This window comes from Faecalibacterium sp. I4-1-79 (assembly GCF_023347235.1).
Lineage (GTDB): Bacteria > Bacillota > Clostridia > Oscillospirales > Ruminococcaceae > Faecalibacterium > Faecalibacterium tardum.
The window spans coordinates 2,254,377-2,270,797 of sequence record NZ_CP094467.1 but is presented as its reverse complement, the minus strand read 5'-3'; the positions used below and the strand labels follow the sequence as shown (position 1 = coordinate 2,270,797).

Genomic DNA, 16,421 nt, shown 5'->3' with positions numbered 1-16,421 from the left:
CTCTTGTAACCTCGTTCTAAATAAACCGTCTGGCGGTATCTAACTGATTAACATTTCAACAAAGAAGCTGTGGTTGGAGCCTTCGTCAAACCGTCTTTGCGGTAGGAGGTGTTCACCAATCCACAGCATCCCATACAGTGTAGCATACCGCTGGAGAGCGGTCTATAAATACTACTCTTTTATAATACGAGGAGGTGTCCACAGAATGAAGGAGGAAAAGAAAGAGTCGCCCATAAGCGTCTTATGGGGATGGGGCAAAGCTTATCATGGAAAATTCATCGGCAGTATTATCCTTGCGGTATTAGGCGTGGCCTGCCAGATGGTGCCCTATTTCTGCGTGGCGCATATTGTCACAATGATGTTGTCTGGGGAACAGAATTTTTCCCGCTATGTGACCGCTGGTATTATTGCATTGTGCGGCTACTTTGGGAAGGTGCTGTTTTCCTGTCTTTCTACAACGATTTCCCACACAGCGACCTATTACACGCTGCGTGATCTGCGGGAGAATATCACCGCAAAGCTGGCCCGCGTCCCGATGGGGACGATTTTAGATACTCCGTCCGGCCAGTACAAAACGACGATTGTTGACCGGGTTGAAGGCATGGAATCGACCTTTGCGCACCTGATCCCGGAAATGACCGCAAATGTGCTGGTGCCGCTTGTAATCGCCGTGTACCTGTTCCTTTTGGACTGGCGTATGGCGCTCCTGTCCCTTGTTACGCTGGTGGTGGGCCTTGCTGTCATGTCCGCCGGTATGAAGAATTATCCCGTCAAATGGGAGGGTGCTGTCAAGGCAGGCAAGCAGATGGCAAATGCCATTGTAGAGTACATCGGCGGGATTGAGGTGGTAAAGGCGTTCAGCCAATCCGCCGGTTCCTACAAAAAATATTCTGACGCGGTGAATTATAACGCCAACTACTATGTGGACTGGATGCGGGAAAACCAGAAAACCATGAGCGCCTACAACGCCATCCTGCCCTCAGTGCTGATTTGCGTGCTGCCCTGCGGTTTTGCATTCTGGCTCTCCGGCAGTCTGGAACTTTCCACCTTCCTGTCCATTGTGATTTTCTCGCTGGGGCTGATTGGGCCGATTATTGCGGCCTTTACCTTTACGGACGATTTGGCTGTACTGGGGACAAATGTGGAAGAAATCAGCCAGCTTCTGAACGCCGAAGAACTGAACCATAAAGAAACGCCGATCAAGCTGGAAAATACCGGCATTTCTCTTAGGTCTGTGTCGTTTTCCTATGACGGGACAACAGAGGTTTTGCATGATGTGAATCTCGCCATCCACCCCGGAACCATGACCGCTCTTGTAGGGCCGTCCGGCTCCGGCAAGTCTACGGTGGCGAAGCTGATTGCCGGGTATTGGGATGTTACATCCGGCAGCATTACCCTCGGCGGCCATGAGCTGAAGGATATGCCGCTGTCTGAAATTGCAGACCAGATTTCCTATGTATCTCAGGACAACTACCTGTTTAACCGCAGTATCCGGGATAATATCCGCATGGGAAGACCCAGTGCCACGGACGCAGAGGTGGAGCAGGCAGCCAAACAAAGCGGCTGTGACGCCTTTATCCGCAAGCTGGATAATGGCTATGATACGGTTGTCGGCAGCGCCGGTTCCCATCTTTCCGGCGGTGAACGCCAGCGGATTGCCATCGCCCGCGCCATGCTGAAAAATGCGCCGGTTGTCATTTTGGACGAGGCAACTGCCTATATCGACCCAGAGAATGAGGCGCTGGTGCAGAAAGCCATTTCCACTTTAACTGTCGGCAAGACCCTGATTGTGATCGCACACCGGCTGTCTACCATTGTTGGCGCAGATAACATCGTTGTGGTGAAGGATGGAACCATCCACGCACAGGGTACGCATGAGAAGCTGCTGGAAACCTGCCCCCTCTACCGGGATATGTGGCAGGCGCACATCGGCGCGAAAGACCAGATGTAAGGGGGTGTTGTCAGATGTATGGAACATTGAAAAAAATCTTTGCTTTTGCAGGCAGCAAAAAGGGGCTTCTAAAAAAATCCCTGTCATTCTCATTCCTGTCCGGGCTGTTTTCAGCCATGCAGTTTGCCGCCCTCTTTGTAGTGATCGGCGCGCTGGTATCTGACAACCGGGACGGAAAGTTTATCTGGCTTTCGCTGGGGATTATGGCCGTTTCCCTCATTGGGCGTATTATTACGACCTATTTCTCCACGATGGAGCAGACGGAAACCGGCTATTGCATGGTGGCGGAAAAGCGTATCCGCATCGGAGATCGGCTGCGCTACATCCCGATGGGCTACTTCAACAAGAATAGTATCGGGAATATTACCGCCATTGTCACAACAACTTTGGGTGATGTAGAGAACTCAGCAGCCCGTGTTCTGGTGTCAGTGCTGGGCGGTTTTTTCAACTCGGTTGCCCTCGTCATCGTCCTGTTGGTATTTGACTGGCGGATCGGTCTTGTGGCCGCTGCCGGTGTCCTGATTTACCTTGCGGCGGCGGAACTGGCGCTTCGCAAATCTGCCGCGCTCAGCGGGGTACGCCAGCACACACAGGAGTCCCTTGTGGAGTCTGTGTTGGAGTACATTCAGGGCATGGGGATTGTCAAAGCATTTGGACTGGAACGGGACAGCACGCAGTCTATCGGCAGTGCAATTAAGGCGAGCTGCCGGGACAACCTGAAACTGACAAAGGCCAGTGTTCCCTATGATGCCATCAAACAGGCTGTTGTCCGGGTGTTTAGCGTCCTGTTGCTTTTGGCTTCGGTCTGGTTCTGGCTGGACGGCTCCCTGTCGCTGGCCTATGGCTTGATTTTGGTGATTGCTTCTTTCATGGTGTTCAACGATTTGGAGAACGCCGGGAATATGGCCTCTCTGCTACAAATGCTGGCGGCCTCGATGGATACGGCAAACTCCATTGATGACACGCCGGTAATGGATGAAAAAGGCGTTGACATTACGCCGGAGTCCAGCGAGATCGTGTTTGACAAGGTGGATTTTTCCTACGCAGACCGTAAGATATTAGATCAGGTCAGCTTTACCATTCCCGAAAAAACGACTACGGCCATTGTCGGTCCTTCCGGGGCAGGAAAGACAACGATGTGCAACCTGATTGCCCGTTTTTGGGATGTGAATGCCGGGAAGATTACCATAGGCGGTACGGATGTACGGGATTTCAAGCTGGACAGCCTGATGAAGAATATCTCGATGGTGTTCCAGAGCGTGTACCTATTTGCAGATACGATTGAGAACAATATCAAGTTTGGCTGCCCGGATGCTACCCATGAACAAGTGGTTGAAGCGGCGAAAAAGGCTTGCTGCCATAACTTTATTTCTGCCCTGCCGGATGGCTATGACACCGTGATTGGCGAGGGAGGCGGTACTTTGTCCGGTGGCGAGAAACAGCGGATTTCCATCGCCCGCGCCATGCTGAAGGACGCACCCATCATCATTTTGGACGAGGCAACAAGCAGCGTTGACCCGGAGAATGAGGATGAATTGCAGCGGGCTATCGAGGCATTGACCCATGACAAGACCATCATCATGATTGCCCACCGTCTGAAAACCGTCCGCAACGCCGATCAGATCCTTGTACTGGACAACGCTCATATCGTCCAGCGCGGCACTCATGCGGAGCTGATCCAGCAAAAGGGCCTGTATGCCGATTTTGTATCGGCCAGACAGGAGGCCATCGGCTGGAAGCTGGCTCAGTAAAGGAGGCTCAGATGAAACTTCATGCGTCCGGGGAGGACTACATGGAAACCATCCTTGTTCTCCAAAAGAAACTCGGTATGGTGCGCTCCGTAGATGTAGCCCGGCACATGGAGGTGTCAAAACCCAGCGTGTGACATGCAGTGGCTACCTTGCGGGACGGCGGCTTTCTCACTATTGACAACGGCCAGATTGCACAGCAGGGCACGCACGAAGAACTTTTGAAGCAGCCCGGCATTTATCAGGAGTTTGTCAACATCCGAAAGAATGCGGCTGGATGGAGCCTTGCTTAACAAAATTCAGCGTATGCGATGCGGAGCATTAAATGTCTGTGAGAAGTTGTTCACCAAAGATTCTAGAAGAATTCTATGCAAAAAATTGAAGTTATTGTTCGTATCACGAAGGACCACTGCCCTCCCCAAGAGCAGACGATTTTTGAGTGGATTGAAACGAACCGTGCTGCGCCAGACACCTTGAATTATCCCGGTCTGGAAATCAACTTGGAACACCACCGTGTTTTCAAACACGGAACAGAGGTGTACATGAGTCGTTACGAATACGGTGTTTTGAGTTTGATGGCACAGCATCCGGGCAAACTGTTTACAAAGGAGCAGATCTTTGAAGCAGTCTGGCATAAGGACAGCGAAAGCTATTTGAGAGCCGTCACCAGCACGATCGGTCGAATCCGCCAGAAAATAGAGGATGACAAAGATCACCCCCGTTATATTAAAACGGTTTCCAACATTGGATATCAATTTGTCCCATCATCGGAATCGGTGCGATTGAATCGCAATCTGTAATAAAAGCCATACCGTGAGATCCTAGTAGGATTCTTCGGTATGGCTTTTATCGTTTTCTGTGCTGTACAAAATCGGCATCCTTGCATAGATGACCAAGAATATTCTAAAATAGAGATGACTTAATTCAGGAGGTCAAACCATGCAAACATTTGAAGAAGTATTGACCCACTTCCATAGCTTTTTAGAGTCTGCGACCTATTTGGACGTTGTTCCATGCCGCTGGGGATATGTAAGGCTTTTCAATGAGGGCGACCCTATCAATTTCAATGCAATTCTTTGCCGCACACCACAAGAACTATATACGGCATTGGCAAATGATTTGGAAACAGAGATTCAGGTTAGCTTGGGAATCGACTGAATTGGTATAAAATTGGTTTGCTTTTGGGTTCGTTTTGGTATAGTGACTTTGAAAAATATGCTATACTGTACCACAAGCAAAACATTTTCAGGGATTTTCAATCTTACTGTAAAACTCTGTCAGATGCTTTGCCAGTGTGCGGGTCGAGTCCATTAAGGTTTCTCGCACCGCTTCTGGACAGGAAAGATAGATTCGATTGAACTCTTTTAACTCTATTTCCGTTTTACCCATCCCCGGAGTAATCAGCGCATCAAGCGAAACCGGCAAAACACGAGCAATCGCCAAAAGAATTTCGTAAGATGGATTCATGCTGCCTTTTTCAATGTTGGCGATATGCTTCGTTGAAACATGGCAGCGTTCAGCAAGTTGTTCTTGTGTTAAACCTGCCAGCTTGCGCTCCTTGCGAACCTTTTCTCCAAGTACTTTCAAGTCAGAATTCGGCATCATCGTTCACCTCAATAGTATTGTATCGTTCTGGTGAATGACGCGGTATAACCTTGTATTTCCTGTGAGTAGGAAGTATAATGCCGATTTTTGCGTTTCCCGGTCGAGTTATAAAAAAACGGTAACTCGTCCGGGCGATTTCACGCGCTATTCGATCACAGTTGCCGTTTGTGGAGGTAACTGTGATTTTTTATTGGGGTAACGCATCAAAAAAAGTCTGTCTGCTGCCGTAGACCAGACCGCTCCGAAACAGGCACAATCGTTCCGCTTTGCCATCCACAATCGTGCCGATATGCTGTGCTGCGCCAGCTTCCCTCAATGGGAGGCTGGCGTTTTTGCGCTTTTAAGGGCAAGGTGTCGTGGGCCACCACGATCCTTTTTGTCCGAATGCTCACATTCCGTAAAATAACTGGAGGATTATTGATAATGAAATCGACCTATTTGCTTCCGTGGTTCAAGATGGCCACATGGTACTTCCGACTGTCTCGATTGCTGGAAGTTTCCAACGTCAAAAAGCGCACCAAAAATCATAGTGCTGATGCCGACCGTATTTTCATGTTGGTGAAAAATCATGTGCTGGCCGTATCCGGCATGGGAGATGAAGCTCCGCCCACTCCCGGCGGAAGAAACGGAGGGAGTGATGTATTATGATCCTGCTGCAACGGGTGAACGAATCCAAAACCTCCGAAAAGACCGTGAAGTGACACAAGAACAGCTTGCCATCGACCTGAACATCAGTGACCGCTACATGAGAAATCTGGAGAAGGGTGAGAAAGTTCCGTCTGTCGACCTCTTTGTGGAGCTGCGGGAGCGATTTGGCTCCTCGCTGGACTACATCGTCTTAGGTGTGTCTGCGTCCCAGCGGGAGCAGGAACTGCAAGATCAGCTGCAAATGCTCCGCAAAGAACTGAAAGAAATGCAGCGGTGGATTCTTGCTATGCTGGAAATGCTGGGCGAATCTGCTTAAAATCACTTTATTGTTCTGAACCGGAACGATTGGTTCCGGCTAAAATCGAAAAACCGGAACTACTGGTTCCTAACGAGAACTTTGGTTTTCAAGTACACTATGGTCACAGCAAGGGCAGCCCCCCTGACAGGGGCCGACAAGCCCGAAACTGTACCGTGTACCTTGAAAATTGAAGAAGCAGCTTTTCGGTACTTCCAGACAATGATACTTCCGTAATTCGCGGCCCGGTCAGAAAGCAGACGGGGTGGCTGAGATGCCAATGGAGCGGTGCAAATCCGCCGCCGAAAAGTTCCCACCTCCGGGGTGTCGAGGACAAATAGGAGAAAAACAGTACTTTTCAAACCACCAGTTGAGGATTTCTCGGCTGGTGGTTTTACATTTCCCATCAAAATACCGATATGGAGGAAATCTATATGAGTCGATTTTATAACAACTGCGTAGACGAAGCCAGCTTGACTACCCTCTGCCCGATTTGTCTGGATTCCTTTCAGGGGGCAAAGGGCGTTCGCGTCCGGCGCGCAGACCCTAAGCAGAAGATCAAGGATGTCTGCACCTACTGCCAGATTCGCTATGGTTTCGATTATTATGTACAGCCCGATAAGAACGCTGGGCAGTATGTGAAGCGAGGCCATTTCGATGATGAATCTGAATGCACTTAAAATCGACCCGGAGTTTCAGGGCAAGATCCCGCCCCTGAATTTTGAAGAAGAACAACAGCTTGAGCAGAACATTCTCCACGAAGGGCGGCTGCTGAATCCCATTATCATCTGGAATGGCTTTATTCTGGACGGGCATACCCGCTACCGCATCCTGCGGAAGCATCCGTTCATCGCCTACCAGATACAGGAGATCGAACTGGATAACCGTTATGCGGCTCTTTCATGGATCTGCCAGAACCAGCTTGGACGCAGAAATCTTGACCCGGAACGAAAGAAGTTTCTGATGGGCAAGCTGTATGAATCCGAAAAGCTGGCACGGGGCGGCTCCAAAGAGCGGGCACACGATGAGAACGGACGGTTCACCTCAATGGTTCAAAATGATCCATTGAGGGCAAAGCAGCTCTCCACCTGTGAGCGCATTGCCGCACAAAACGGCGTTGGGGCGGCTACCGTAAAGCGAGCGGAAAAGTATGCCAAAGGCGTGGACGCTGCGGAAGATGCAGTCCCCGGTGCAAGAGAGGAAATCCTGACCGGGCGCATCAAGGCAACGGATGCAGAAATCACCGCCTTGGCAAAAACGCCAAAAGCAGAAATTCCTGCTGCTCTTGCAGAATTACGGAAGCCAAAGCAGGAACGTCAGCCCCGAAAAGCTGAAACAACTTCTTCAAAACAAACGCTTTCTGAAATCTGCAAAAGCATCCAAGGGCATCAACGCCAGCTTACTACCGAAGAAAGAACCTTTCTGAAAGCATCCATTGACAACCGCTATCAGGAACGAGCCGTTGCAAACGGTTCCCTGATGATGTGCGAGGTACAGGGTGCAAAAGAGGACTTCATTCGCCGCTGGAATAGCATTTTCAAAGAATACCCGGATGTTTTTGAAGATTCGGACTGCCGCAAGATCATTTATGACTTGACCGAAGATGCCGTACAGTATCTTCTGAAAATAAAGGAGAAGACGCTATGATGCTTTCTAACCTGAACCTTTCCAGCCTGCCGGAGTGCAACTTCGAGGTGCGCTACGTTGACAGCGTTCTGCTGAACCCCTGCGCCGAATATCAGCGGCTGCTCCGCATGGGCAAGGTTGCACGAATCGCAGCAAACTTTTCGGAGTACATCGCCAATGAGCCGAAGGTCAGCTACCGGGATGGCCGCTACTTCGTCTTTGATGGCCAGAACACCATTGAGGCACGGAAAACGTGCAACGGTGGGCGTGACCTCCCGATTCGCTGCAAGGTCTTCTACGGCCTTTCTAAAGAGCATGAAGCTCTGCTGTTTGCTGTGCAGACAGGCATTTCCAGCGAACTGACCGCTGGTGAACAGCTTCGTGCCAAACTGGTGGCACACGAAGAAAACGCCTGCGATTTTGTTTCGGTAACGGAGGGCACAGGCGTTCGGTTTGCACTGGATGGGATTCGTGCCCCGTGGAAAATCTACTGCATCCGCTCGGCTTACTACATCTACAAGAGCTACGGTGCATCACTTTACCGTGAAATGCTGAGCGTTCTCGTAGACGCTTGGGGTGGCGATTCGGATTCGTTCCTGTCGGGCATCCTGCATGGCATGGCTCGTTTTCTGGCTCTGTATCAGGGCGAATACAGCCGGGAGCGGCTGATTCTCCGGCTGCGCACAGTGCATCCCAAGACCATCACCCGGTTGGCACAAAACGACACTGGCAATGTGGCAGACCGCCACATGAAACAGATCCTGTCCATCTACAACGGTGCTGGCCGTGCCCACAGTCTGCCTTGCAAGCGGTGATGAGCATGATCCCAGTCAACCGAAAGTTTCTGCGCGGTGATATTTACTACGCCAATCTGGAGCCGCACCTTGGCTCCGAGCAGGGCGGTATCCGCCCTGTGGTCGTGGTGCAGAACAACACCGCAAACTGCTATTCGCCCAACCTCATTGTTGCGCCTGTTACATCCAATACTGCAAAGAAGCCCGATCACCAAGCCCACGTTCTTGTGGACAGTAATCGGGCTTTTTTGCAGCCCTCTATGATCTTGGCAGAATCTGTCCAGACCATCAGCAAGGGACGGCTGATCCGCCCGATGGGGCGGTTGAGCATCCCGGAACTCATTCGGCTCAATTATGCGCTGCTCTATCAGCTCAATCTCAACGAATGGGTATGGAGAAAGGAGGCCTATGAACGCTATCTGCGATACCACCGCTAAATCTGAAACCCTTTCCGTCAAAGGCTGCAAAGTCAAGATCACCTATGCGCCTGCGGATACGGACTGTCTGGATGCCATCCAGAAACTATTGCAGACCACCATCCTGCGCACGGCAGGGCACACCGCTGCCTGACATCCTTGTGCTCCTTGAATGCGTGAGATAAGATAAAATCGAACTGAACCTTGAAAACAAAATATGGACGAAACACGTTTGATTTTTCCTTTCTCACTCAAAGAAAGAGAGATTGAAATGAAAAAACGTGTCTATACCTTATACCGTGTTTCGACAAAGGGACAGGTCGAGAAAGACGACATCCCCATGCAGAAAGAAGCCTGCCGCAACTTTGCAGAAAGTCAGGGCTGGGAGATCGTCAAGGAATTTTCCGAAAAAGGCGTTTCCGGCTTCAAAAAATCTGCCAAAGAGCGTGACGAACTCCAGAAAATTCAACAGGCCGCGATGGAGGGCAAGTTTGACATCCTGCTGGTGTTCATGTTTGACCGTCTCGGTCGCCGTGATGATGAAACGCCCTTTATCGTGGAATGGTTCACGAAGCAGGGCATCGAAGTCTGGAGCGTGAACGAGGGACAGCAGCGATTTGACACCCATGTGGACAAGCTGATGAACTACATCCGCTACTGGCAGGCATCCGGCGAAAGTCTGAAAACCTCTGTCCGTACCCGGACAAGGCTGGAACAGCTCACCGGGGAAGGCCACTATACAGGCGGCACCGTGCCTTTTGGCTACAAGCGTGTCCGCCTTGGTCGGGTGAACAAGAAGAATCAGGAAGTCTGCGACCTTGTGATTGATGAAGCGGAAGCTGAGATCGTCCGGCTGATTTTCCACAAGTACGTTTACGAGGGCTACGGCGCACAGAAGTTGAGCCACTATCTTTATGAACAGGGAGTCGTAGGACGGAACAACAAAAACATTCCCAACACTAGCATCGTTCGGATGATCAAGAACAAAGGATACACGGGATACCTCATCAATGGTGCGGTGGAAACCGAGTACCCACAGCTCCGCATCATCGAACCAGAGCTGTTCGAGCAGGCACAGGAACTGCGGCAGGCACGCACTTGTGAGCGTGGCGGTACTTCACTGGGCACCAGCTCCAAAGCCCTTTTGACCGGGTTGGTTTACTGCGGTCACTGCGGCAACCGCTTGAGCCTGACCAGCAGCGGACGGACACACACCTACGCCGATGGGCATACGGTGAAAGAAGTCCGGCCCCGGTACAGCTGCTTTTATAAGATTCGGCATCCGGGTAACTGCGATGGGCAGTCCGGCTATGGTGTTTCTAAGCTGGATTCCATCGTAGAAGAAGTTGTCCGGCAGATCTTCGCACAGTTCCGGGAAGTTTCCCGGAAGAAGCTGCTGGAATCGGTCAAGACCAACGATGCCGCCCGCATCCAGAAGAAAATCAAGAAAATCCAGAAAGACTTGGAAGCCAAGCAGAAAGAGCTGGACGACCTGAAAGCCGAAACCATCCTCGTCATTCGGGGCGTAAGTGCCTTGGACAAAGAACTGCTCGGTACACTGGTGGCCGAAGCAAAAGACGCACTGGAAACGCTGGAAAAGCAGCTTGTGCAGGCACAGGAAGAATACGAAGAAGCCACCAAAACAGCAAAGCGCAGCAACTACATCTGCAACGAGCTGTTTACATGGGCGGATGTTTACGACACCGCCAACCACGATGAACGCCGCGCCATTTTGCAGCAGTTCATTAAGGAGATTCGCGTCCGAAAAGACTATGAGATCTCGATTACACTGAACGCCAGCTTCAATCAAGTGGAGCAGCTCAAGGCTGTGTCAACCTACGATGGTGCGGAAATTTTTGAAGGAATTTCCGAGAAGGGGGCATAAAAGCGATGCACTTGCCCGCAGAACTCTGCAAAATGCAAAGAAAGAAGCGTGAAACCGATGGATTTTCAAAAAGTACATGGATGACCCCGCCCGGTTCGCATCCGACTTCAGGGTTCGGAGCCCGGCACGGTCTGCCAAAGTTTTTTAGGCATAAAAAACGCCGCATCGTACAAAACAATGCGGCAAATTGGTGGACCTAGAGGGATTCGAACCCTTGACCTCTCGGATGCGAACCGAACGCTCTCCCAGCTGAGCTATAGGCCCATATTTAGGGGCGTGACACGGTTGGGCGACCAACCGACATACTCCCCATTTGAATGCCCACAACTCCGTGGGGCACAAAAGCGATACGCTTGCACTCCCAACTGAGCTACGAGCCCACAAAAAAGCACCCAATTTCTAATGGGGGCAAATGAGCTATAACACCAGATCGGAAATGCAACGCTTGCTCTCCCAACTGAGCTACGAGCCCATATTTAAGCCCCCAAAAACCGCTTGGGGGCGCGTGGTATATAACTCCAGATTGTTTAAGGACCGCATGGGCTCCCAACTGAGCTACGAGCCCACAAAAAAGCACCCAATTTCGAATGGGGGCAAATGAGCTATAACACCAGATCGGGAATACAACGCTTGCACTCCCAACTGAGCTACGAGCCCACAAAAAAGCACCCAATTTCTAATGGGGGCAAATGAGCTATAACACCAGATCGGGAATACAACGCTTGCACTCCCAACTGAGCTACGAGCCCACGAAAAAGCACCCAATTTCGAATGGGCACAAATGAGCTATAACACCAGATCGGGAATGCAACGCTTGCACTCCCAGCTGAGCTATAGGCCCATATTTAGGGGCGTGACACGGTTGGGCGACCAACCGACATACTCCCCATTCTAAAGCCCACAACTCTGTGGGGCACAAAAGCGATACGCTTGCACTCCCAGCTGAGCTATAGGCCCATATTTAGGGGCGTGACTCGGTTGGGCGACCAACCGACATACTCCCCATTTGAATGCCCACAACTCCGTGGGGCACAAAAGCGATACGCTTGCACTCCCAACTGAGCTATAGGCCCATGATGTAACGCTGATAGTGTACCGCGTTTCGGGGCGTTTGTCAAGCAATTTCGGAGAGCACAAGCGGGAAACTTACAAGCGGCCGAGCTGCCAGAAAGCTACGGCACTGGCTGCGGCTACGTTGAGGGAATCCACCCCATGGGACATGGGGATCTTTACGGTGTAGTCGCAGGCGGCGATGGTATTATTGGCCAGCCCATCGCCCTCGGTGCCCAGCACGATGGCAAGCTTTGGCTCGGCGGCAAGGGCGGCATCGTCAATGCTGACCGAGCGGTCGCTCAGCGCCATGGCAGCAGTCTTGAAGCCCAGTGCATGGAGCTGGGCGCTGCCGTTTTCCGGCCAGTCGGCAGGGCAGGAGCCGATCTGCGCCCACGGCACCTGAAACACGGTGCCCATGCTTACCCGCACCGCGCGGCGGCACAGCGGGTCGCAGCAGGAGGGGGTAATGAGTACGGCATCCATGTTCAGCGCGGCAGCGCTGCGGAAGATAGCGCCCACGTTGGTGGAATCTACGATGCCCTCCAGCACAGCCACCCGGCGGGCGTGGGCGCACACCTGCTCCACCGTGCGGGGCGCAGGGCGGCGGAAGGCACACAGCACGCCACGGGTCAGTGCAAAGCCGGTGAGCTGTGCCAGCAGCTCCCGGTCAGCGGTATACACCGGCACATCGCCGCAGCGGGTCAAGATCTCCTGTGCCGGGCCGGTGATCTGCTTGCGCTCCATCAGCAGGGAAAGGGGCTGGTATCCGGCATCCAGCGCCCGGGCAATCACCTTGGGGCTTTCGGCGATAAAAATACCCTTTTCCGGCTCCAGCCGGTTGCGCAGCTGCGCCTGCGTGAGCCGGGCGTAGACGTCCAGCTCCGGGGCGGTAAGGTCGGTGATCTCGTGAATGACAGGCATGGGAACGCTCCTTTGAAATGAAGTTTTTTCTATTGTAGCACAAGCCGGGACAAAATGCAAAATCCCTGCTGCACACAGAGCACAGCAGGGATTTGAAAGCAATACTTATTCAGAGCGCAGCGCCTTGACGGGGTTGCTTTTTGCGGCGCTGCGGGCGGGGATCACACCACCCAGCATGGTAAGCAGGGTGGCCAGAACGATCAAAATCAGTGCAGCCTGCGGCGGCAGCGAGGCCGATACGCTGACATCGCCCGCGATGTGGTGGATGAGCATATTGCCGGGGACGAGCAGCAGCAGGCAGAGCACCACGCCCATCACGCCGGAGCACAGGCCGATGATAAAGGTCTCGGCATTGAACACCTGTGAGACGTTGTGCTTGGAGGCACCGATGGCACGCAGAATGCCGATCTCCTTGCGGCGCTCCAGCACGCTGATATAGGTGATGACACCGATCATGATGGAGGACACCACCAGCGAGATGGCCACAAAGGCCACCAGCACATTGCTGACCATGCCCACGATCTCGGTGACCGAGTTCATCAGGGTGCCCACCATGTCGGTGTAGTGAATCACCTTGTCGTCCTCGCCCTGCTGCCGCATGGCGGCGTTGTAGGCGTCCAGCTCGCTTACCACCTGTGCTTTGGTGTCAAAGCTGTTGGGATAGATATAGATGCCATCAGGCTTTGCGTAGTCCACATAGCCGATGTCGCTCAGAATCTTTTCGTAGCTGGAAGCGGAGGAGAGCAGGGTGTTTTTGATCATCTCAGTCAGGTCGGAGCCGGTCATGTTGATCTGGATGGCCTGCTGGAACGCGGCGGGGTCGATCTTGAGCGCGCTTTCCACCTGTGTACTCAGCTGCGCAATGTTGCTCTGGATCGCCTGCGCGATCTTCTGCTCCAACTGTCCGGCCAGCTTCTGGATGGCGGGGCCCATCTGCTCCTGCAGAGCAGCGGTGAGCTGGACTTGCAGCGCTTCGCTCAGCTGGACGGAGTAGCTCTCCATCACGGTCTGTAAATTCTGCTGGAGCGTATCAGCAAACTGCTCCTCCAGCCCGGAGGTGTCCAGCAGGTCGCCCATGGATTCGTTCAGCAGCGTCTGGAAGGCCTCGGTTTTCATATAGGAGGAAAAACCGATCTTGTCCAGATTCAACAGGCCGTTGCTGATGATATAGCGCTTGTAGCCGTTCAGGATCTTTTTCATCAGTGCCTGTAAGCCGTCCTGAGAGATGTTCAGCTCTACGCCGTCGAACAGCTCGCTCATGTCCATCTCCATGTCCGGCAGCGGCAGCCCGCTGAGATCCAGCTTGAAGCTGGAAGGATCGATGAGGGTGGCAAGGTCAAAGGAGCCATCGGTCAGGTCAAATGCGCCATCCAGATCAAAGTGCAGGGCGCTGGTGTCGAACTGGAAAGCGTCCTTGAGGGCATCCGTGTCCACCGAGAACAGGGAGGCGATATCCAGCATGCTGTTGCCGGCAGCATCGAAGGGCTCGCCGGTCAGCACGTTGATGTCCGGGTCTGCCAGCTGCTGGCGCACGATCTCGCTGTTGGCGGCCTGGTCGATGACATGATAGGTCAGCTCGTGCAGGTAGTCCAGACCGCTGTGCAGGATGGCAGAGGTGGCGTCTGCCTTGGGCTGCACGATGCCTACGATGGTCAGCTCCTCGCTGTCGGCCACCAGCTGCTGCATATAGGCTTCATCGTTCAGCTTGCTCAGCCAGACCTTGTGCTCGGTGTCGTAGACATAGCAGTCGGCCTTGTTGACAAGTTTGAAGGTCATGCCAAGAAAATCGTCATAGGTATAGGTGCCGTAGTCCGTGGGCAAATCGATCTTCTGGTTTTGCGCATACTGCTGTAAAATTTTGTCCAGCTCGGCCTGATCCCGCAGACCCATGGCGTACAGCGTGTAGTCTGAGATACTGCCGTCCGCGTTCAGGGTCAGCACCAGCTCGTTGTACTTTTCCGGCCAGCGACCGGCCTTGATATCATACTGATCCTCGTACAGGGCGGGGGTCTCGGCCATTTCGCAGAACACATAGGGGCTGGACATGGAGGTCATGATGCTGGTCACAGAGGTGTTCTCATTGGCAATATCGGAGAAGGTGGTGTCCGGGTTCAGCTTCTGCACGGTGCCGTCCGGGTTCTGGCGGTAGATCAGCGGAGAAGCGGAATAGGCGTATTCCACCGTGGCGTTGTCCCGGATAGTGCAGGCGTCACTGTCCAGATATTCCTTCAGCGAGCGCAGATCATTGCTGGTGGCACCGATGTTCAGCTGAGCTAGCAGCTGGCTTACTGTGACCATGCCATCCGGCGCAGGGGCAGCGCTGGACGCAACACTGGTGTAGGTGTCTGGGTCCATCATGCTGGTCAGATCCACGCCGGTGCTGCTGATCTGCAGCGGGTAGGCCGCCAGCGTGGATTTTTCCATGTTGCTGATATAGCGGCTCACACCGTTGGAAAGGGAAAGGATCAGCGCAATGCCGATGATGCCGATAGACCCGGCAAAGGCGGTGAGCAGGGTGCGCGCCTTTTTGGTGAGCAGATTGTTGAAGCTGAGGGAGAGGGAGGTGAGCAGGGACATGGAGGAATGCCCCATGTTCCGGTGCACGGGGGCTGCGGCGGCAGCCTCATCCTCGGGCTCGTAGGGCATGGTGTCGGAGCGGATCACGCCGTCCTTCAGATTCACGATGCGGGTGGCGTAGCGCTCGGCCAGCTCCGGGTTGTGGGTGACCATGACCACCAGCCGGTCCCGCGCCACTTCTTTGAGCAGTTCCATCACCTGAATGCTGGTCTCGCTGTCCAGCGCGCCGGTGGGCTCGTCTGCCAGCAGGATGTCGGGATTGTTCACCAGCGCACGGGCAATGGCTACGCGCTGCATCTGCCCGCCGGACATCTCGCCGGGGTGCTTGTGCAGCTGGTTGCCCAGCCCCACCTGTTCCAGCGCAGCGGCGGCACGGCGGCGGCGCTCGGCCTTGGATACGCCCGAGATGGTCAGTGCCAGTTCCACGTTGCCCAGCACGGTCTGGTGGGGGATCAGGTTATAGCTCTGGAACACAAAACCGATGGTGTGGTTCCGGTAGGAGTCCCAGTCGCGGTCGGTGTATTTTTTGGTGGAGATGCCGTTGATGATCAGATCGCCGCTGTCGTAGCGATCCAGACCGCCGATGATGTTCAGCAGGGTGGTCTTGCCGGAGCCGCTGGGGCCCAGAATGGCCACGAATTCGTTGTCCCGCAGGTTCAGACTGACGTTGTTCAGTGCGTGCTGCACCAGCTCGCCGGTCTTATATTCTTTGTTGATCTGTTTGAGCTTGAGCATAAATGTGCCTTTCCGGTACTGCGCCGCCGGGCGCTGCTGCCTGTGGTTTGAAATTCGGAAATGTTTGCAGACAATATCTTATTAAGTTTAGCAAAAAAATGTGAAAAAAACGTGAAATTATTCCTGGGAATGCTGAAGCTGCGGCACTTTTGCGCCCGAGCAGCGAT

16 protein-coding genes, 1 tRNA gene and 1 pseudogene are annotated in these 16,421 nt (G+C 53.2%); 14 read left to right on the top strand and 4 right to left on the bottom strand.

Translation table 11 applies throughout. The features are described 5' to 3' along the window. Positions 1-205 precede the first annotated feature (205 nt). The 6 genes and pseudogenes from MTP36_RS11255 (at position 206) to MTP36_RS11230 (ending at position 4,857) form a co-directional block, all read left to right on the top strand. Positions 206-1,951 (top strand): ABC transporter ATP-binding protein, encoded by a 1,746-nt coding sequence (locus MTP36_RS11255; RefSeq protein ID WP_249250503.1) that lies wholly within the window; start codon positions 206-208, stop codon positions 1,949-1,951. A gap of 14 nt (positions 1,952-1,965) precedes the next feature. Beyond that, positions 1,966-3,702 (top strand): ABC transporter ATP-binding protein, encoded by a 1,737-nt coding sequence (locus tag MTP36_RS11250; RefSeq protein ID WP_330220858.1) that lies wholly within the window; start codon positions 1,966-1,968, stop codon positions 3,700-3,702. 11 nt (positions 3,703-3,713) lie between these two features. Next, positions 3,714-3,833: pseudogene (locus MTP36_RS11245) on the top strand (metal-dependent transcriptional regulator); the annotation flags it as partial. A 9-nt stretch (positions 3,834-3,842) separates the two neighbouring features. Continuing rightward, positions 3,843-3,992 (top strand): hypothetical protein, encoded by a 150-nt coding sequence (locus MTP36_RS11240; RefSeq protein ID WP_249250474.1) that lies wholly within the window; start codon positions 3,843-3,845, stop codon positions 3,990-3,992. A 75-nt stretch (positions 3,993-4,067) separates the two neighbouring features. Continuing rightward, entirely contained in the window at positions 4,068-4,499 is a 432-nt protein-coding gene (locus MTP36_RS11235) for a winged helix-turn-helix domain-containing protein (RefSeq protein ID WP_249250466.1), read from the top strand. Between the two features lie 139 nt (positions 4,500-4,638). Next, positions 4,639-4,857 carry a hypothetical protein gene (locus MTP36_RS11230; protein ID WP_112146454.1) on the top strand — a complete coding sequence of 73 codons (219 nt, stop codon included), beginning with the start codon at positions 4,639-4,641 and terminating at the stop codon, positions 4,855-4,857. Positions 4,858-4,944: 87 nt separating this feature from the next. On the opposite strand, the gene MTP36_RS11225 is transcribed toward MTP36_RS11230, so the two are convergent. Beyond that, on the bottom strand, positions 4,945-5,304 hold the full coding sequence (locus MTP36_RS11225) for a helix-turn-helix domain-containing protein (RefSeq protein WP_242983291.1): 360 nt from the start codon (positions 5,302-5,304) through the stop codon (positions 4,945-4,947). Positions 5,305-5,727: 423 nt separating this feature from the next. Here MTP36_RS11225 and MTP36_RS11220 point away from each other — a divergent pair, with 423 nt between their 5' ends. The 8 genes from MTP36_RS11220 (at position 5,728) to MTP36_RS11185 (ending at position 10,968) form a co-directional block, all read left to right on the top strand. Continuing rightward, positions 5,728-5,952 carry a hypothetical protein gene (locus MTP36_RS11220; RefSeq protein ID WP_249250464.1) on the top strand — a complete coding sequence of 75 codons (225 nt, stop codon included), beginning with the start codon at positions 5,728-5,730 and terminating at the stop codon, positions 5,950-5,952. After that, positions 5,873-6,268, top strand: a complete 396-nt coding sequence (locus MTP36_RS11215) for a helix-turn-helix domain-containing protein (protein ID WP_330220857.1) — start codon at positions 5,873-5,875, stop codon at positions 6,266-6,268. The genes MTP36_RS11220 and MTP36_RS11215 overlap by 80 nt, the downstream gene beginning before the upstream one ends. Positions 6,269-6,681: 413 nt before the next feature. After that, positions 6,682-6,927 carry a hypothetical protein gene (locus MTP36_RS11210; RefSeq protein WP_249250460.1) on the top strand — a complete coding sequence of 82 codons (246 nt, stop codon included), beginning with the start codon at positions 6,682-6,684 and terminating at the stop codon, positions 6,925-6,927. Next, entirely contained in the window at positions 6,905-7,894 is a 990-nt protein-coding gene (locus MTP36_RS11205) for a hypothetical protein (protein ID WP_249250458.1), read from the top strand. Before MTP36_RS11210 ends, MTP36_RS11205 begins: the two co-directional genes overlap by 23 nt. Continuing rightward, positions 7,891-8,688: a DUF6551 family protein gene (locus MTP36_RS11200; RefSeq protein WP_249250450.1), complete on the top strand. Its 798-nt coding sequence runs from the start codon at positions 7,891-7,893 to the stop codon at positions 8,686-8,688. Before MTP36_RS11205 ends, MTP36_RS11200 begins: the two co-directional genes overlap by 4 nt. Beyond that, complete coding sequence (locus MTP36_RS11195) at positions 8,688-9,104, top strand: type II toxin-antitoxin system PemK/MazF family toxin (protein ID WP_249250448.1); 417 nt, start codon at positions 8,688-8,690, stop codon at positions 9,102-9,104. Before MTP36_RS11200 ends, MTP36_RS11195 begins: the two co-directional genes overlap by 1 nt. Next, the gene (locus MTP36_RS11190; protein WP_158577575.1) at positions 9,076-9,237 is read left to right on the top strand and encodes a hypothetical protein; all 162 of its coding nucleotides are present in this window, start codon (positions 9,076-9,078) and stop codon (positions 9,235-9,237) included. Before MTP36_RS11195 ends, MTP36_RS11190 begins: the two co-directional genes overlap by 29 nt. 117 nt (positions 9,238-9,354) lie before the next feature. Continuing rightward, positions 9,355-10,968 (top strand): recombinase family protein, encoded by a 1,614-nt coding sequence (locus MTP36_RS11185; protein WP_249250446.1) that lies wholly within the window; start codon positions 9,355-9,357, stop codon positions 10,966-10,968. A gap of 188 nt (positions 10,969-11,156) precedes the next feature. Here the strand turns inward: MTP36_RS11185 and MTP36_RS11180 are convergent. The 3 genes from MTP36_RS11180 to MTP36_RS11170 all read right to left on the bottom strand — a co-directional run bounded on the left by MTP36_RS11180 (position 11,157) and on the right by MTP36_RS11170 (position 16,254). Then, positions 11,157-11,232, bottom strand: a tRNA-Ala gene (locus MTP36_RS11180). Positions 11,233-12,114: 882 nt separating this feature from the next. Further along, positions 12,115-12,942 (bottom strand): TrmH family RNA methyltransferase, encoded by an 828-nt coding sequence (locus MTP36_RS11175; RefSeq protein ID WP_249250437.1) that lies wholly within the window; start codon positions 12,940-12,942, stop codon positions 12,115-12,117. Positions 12,943-13,047: 105 nt separating this feature from the next. Then, positions 13,048-16,254 carry an ATP-binding cassette domain-containing protein gene (locus tag MTP36_RS11170; RefSeq protein ID WP_249250434.1) on the bottom strand — a complete coding sequence of 1,069 codons (3,207 nt, stop codon included), beginning with the start codon at positions 16,252-16,254 and terminating at the stop codon, positions 13,048-13,050. Positions 16,255-16,421 lie beyond the last annotated feature (167 nt).

Coding starts and splice junctions, on each gene's coding strand:
- MTP36_RS11255 (WP_249250503.1), top strand. CDS start 206: ATGAAGGAGGAAAAGAAAGAGTCGCCCATAAGCGTCTTATGGGGATGG.
- MTP36_RS11250 (WP_330220858.1), top strand. CDS start 1,966: ATGTATGGAACATTGAAAAAAATCTTTGCTTTTGCAGGCAGCAAAAAG.
- MTP36_RS11235 (WP_249250466.1), top strand. CDS start 4,068: ATGCAAAAAATTGAAGTTATTGTTCGTATCACGAAGGACCACTGCCCT.
- MTP36_RS11230 (WP_112146454.1), top strand. CDS start 4,639: ATGCAAACATTTGAAGAAGTATTGACCCACTTCCATAGCTTTTTAGAG.
- MTP36_RS11225 (WP_242983291.1), bottom strand. CDS start 5,304: ATGATGCCGAATTCTGACTTGAAAGTACTTGGAGAAAAGGTTCGCAAG.
- MTP36_RS11220 (WP_249250464.1), top strand. CDS start 5,728: ATGAAATCGACCTATTTGCTTCCGTGGTTCAAGATGGCCACATGGTAC.
- MTP36_RS11215 (WP_330220857.1), top strand. CDS start 5,873: ATGTGCTGGCCGTATCCGGCATGGGAGATGAAGCTCCGCCCACTCCCG.
- MTP36_RS11210 (WP_249250460.1), top strand. CDS start 6,682: ATGAGTCGATTTTATAACAACTGCGTAGACGAAGCCAGCTTGACTACC.
- MTP36_RS11205 (WP_249250458.1), top strand. CDS start 6,905: ATGATGAATCTGAATGCACTTAAAATCGACCCGGAGTTTCAGGGCAAG.
- MTP36_RS11200 (WP_249250450.1), top strand. CDS start 7,891: ATGATGCTTTCTAACCTGAACCTTTCCAGCCTGCCGGAGTGCAACTTC.
- MTP36_RS11195 (WP_249250448.1), top strand. CDS start 8,688: ATGAGCATGATCCCAGTCAACCGAAAGTTTCTGCGCGGTGATATTTAC.
- MTP36_RS11190 (WP_158577575.1), top strand. CDS start 9,076: ATGAACGCTATCTGCGATACCACCGCTAAATCTGAAACCCTTTCCGTC.
- MTP36_RS11185 (WP_249250446.1), top strand. CDS start 9,355: ATGAAAAAACGTGTCTATACCTTATACCGTGTTTCGACAAAGGGACAG.
- MTP36_RS11175 (WP_249250437.1), bottom strand. CDS start 12,942: ATGCCTGTCATTCACGAGATCACCGACCTTACCGCCCCGGAGCTGGAC.
- MTP36_RS11170 (WP_249250434.1), bottom strand. CDS start 16,254: ATGCTCAAGCTCAAACAGATCAACAAAGAATATAAGACCGGCGAGCTG.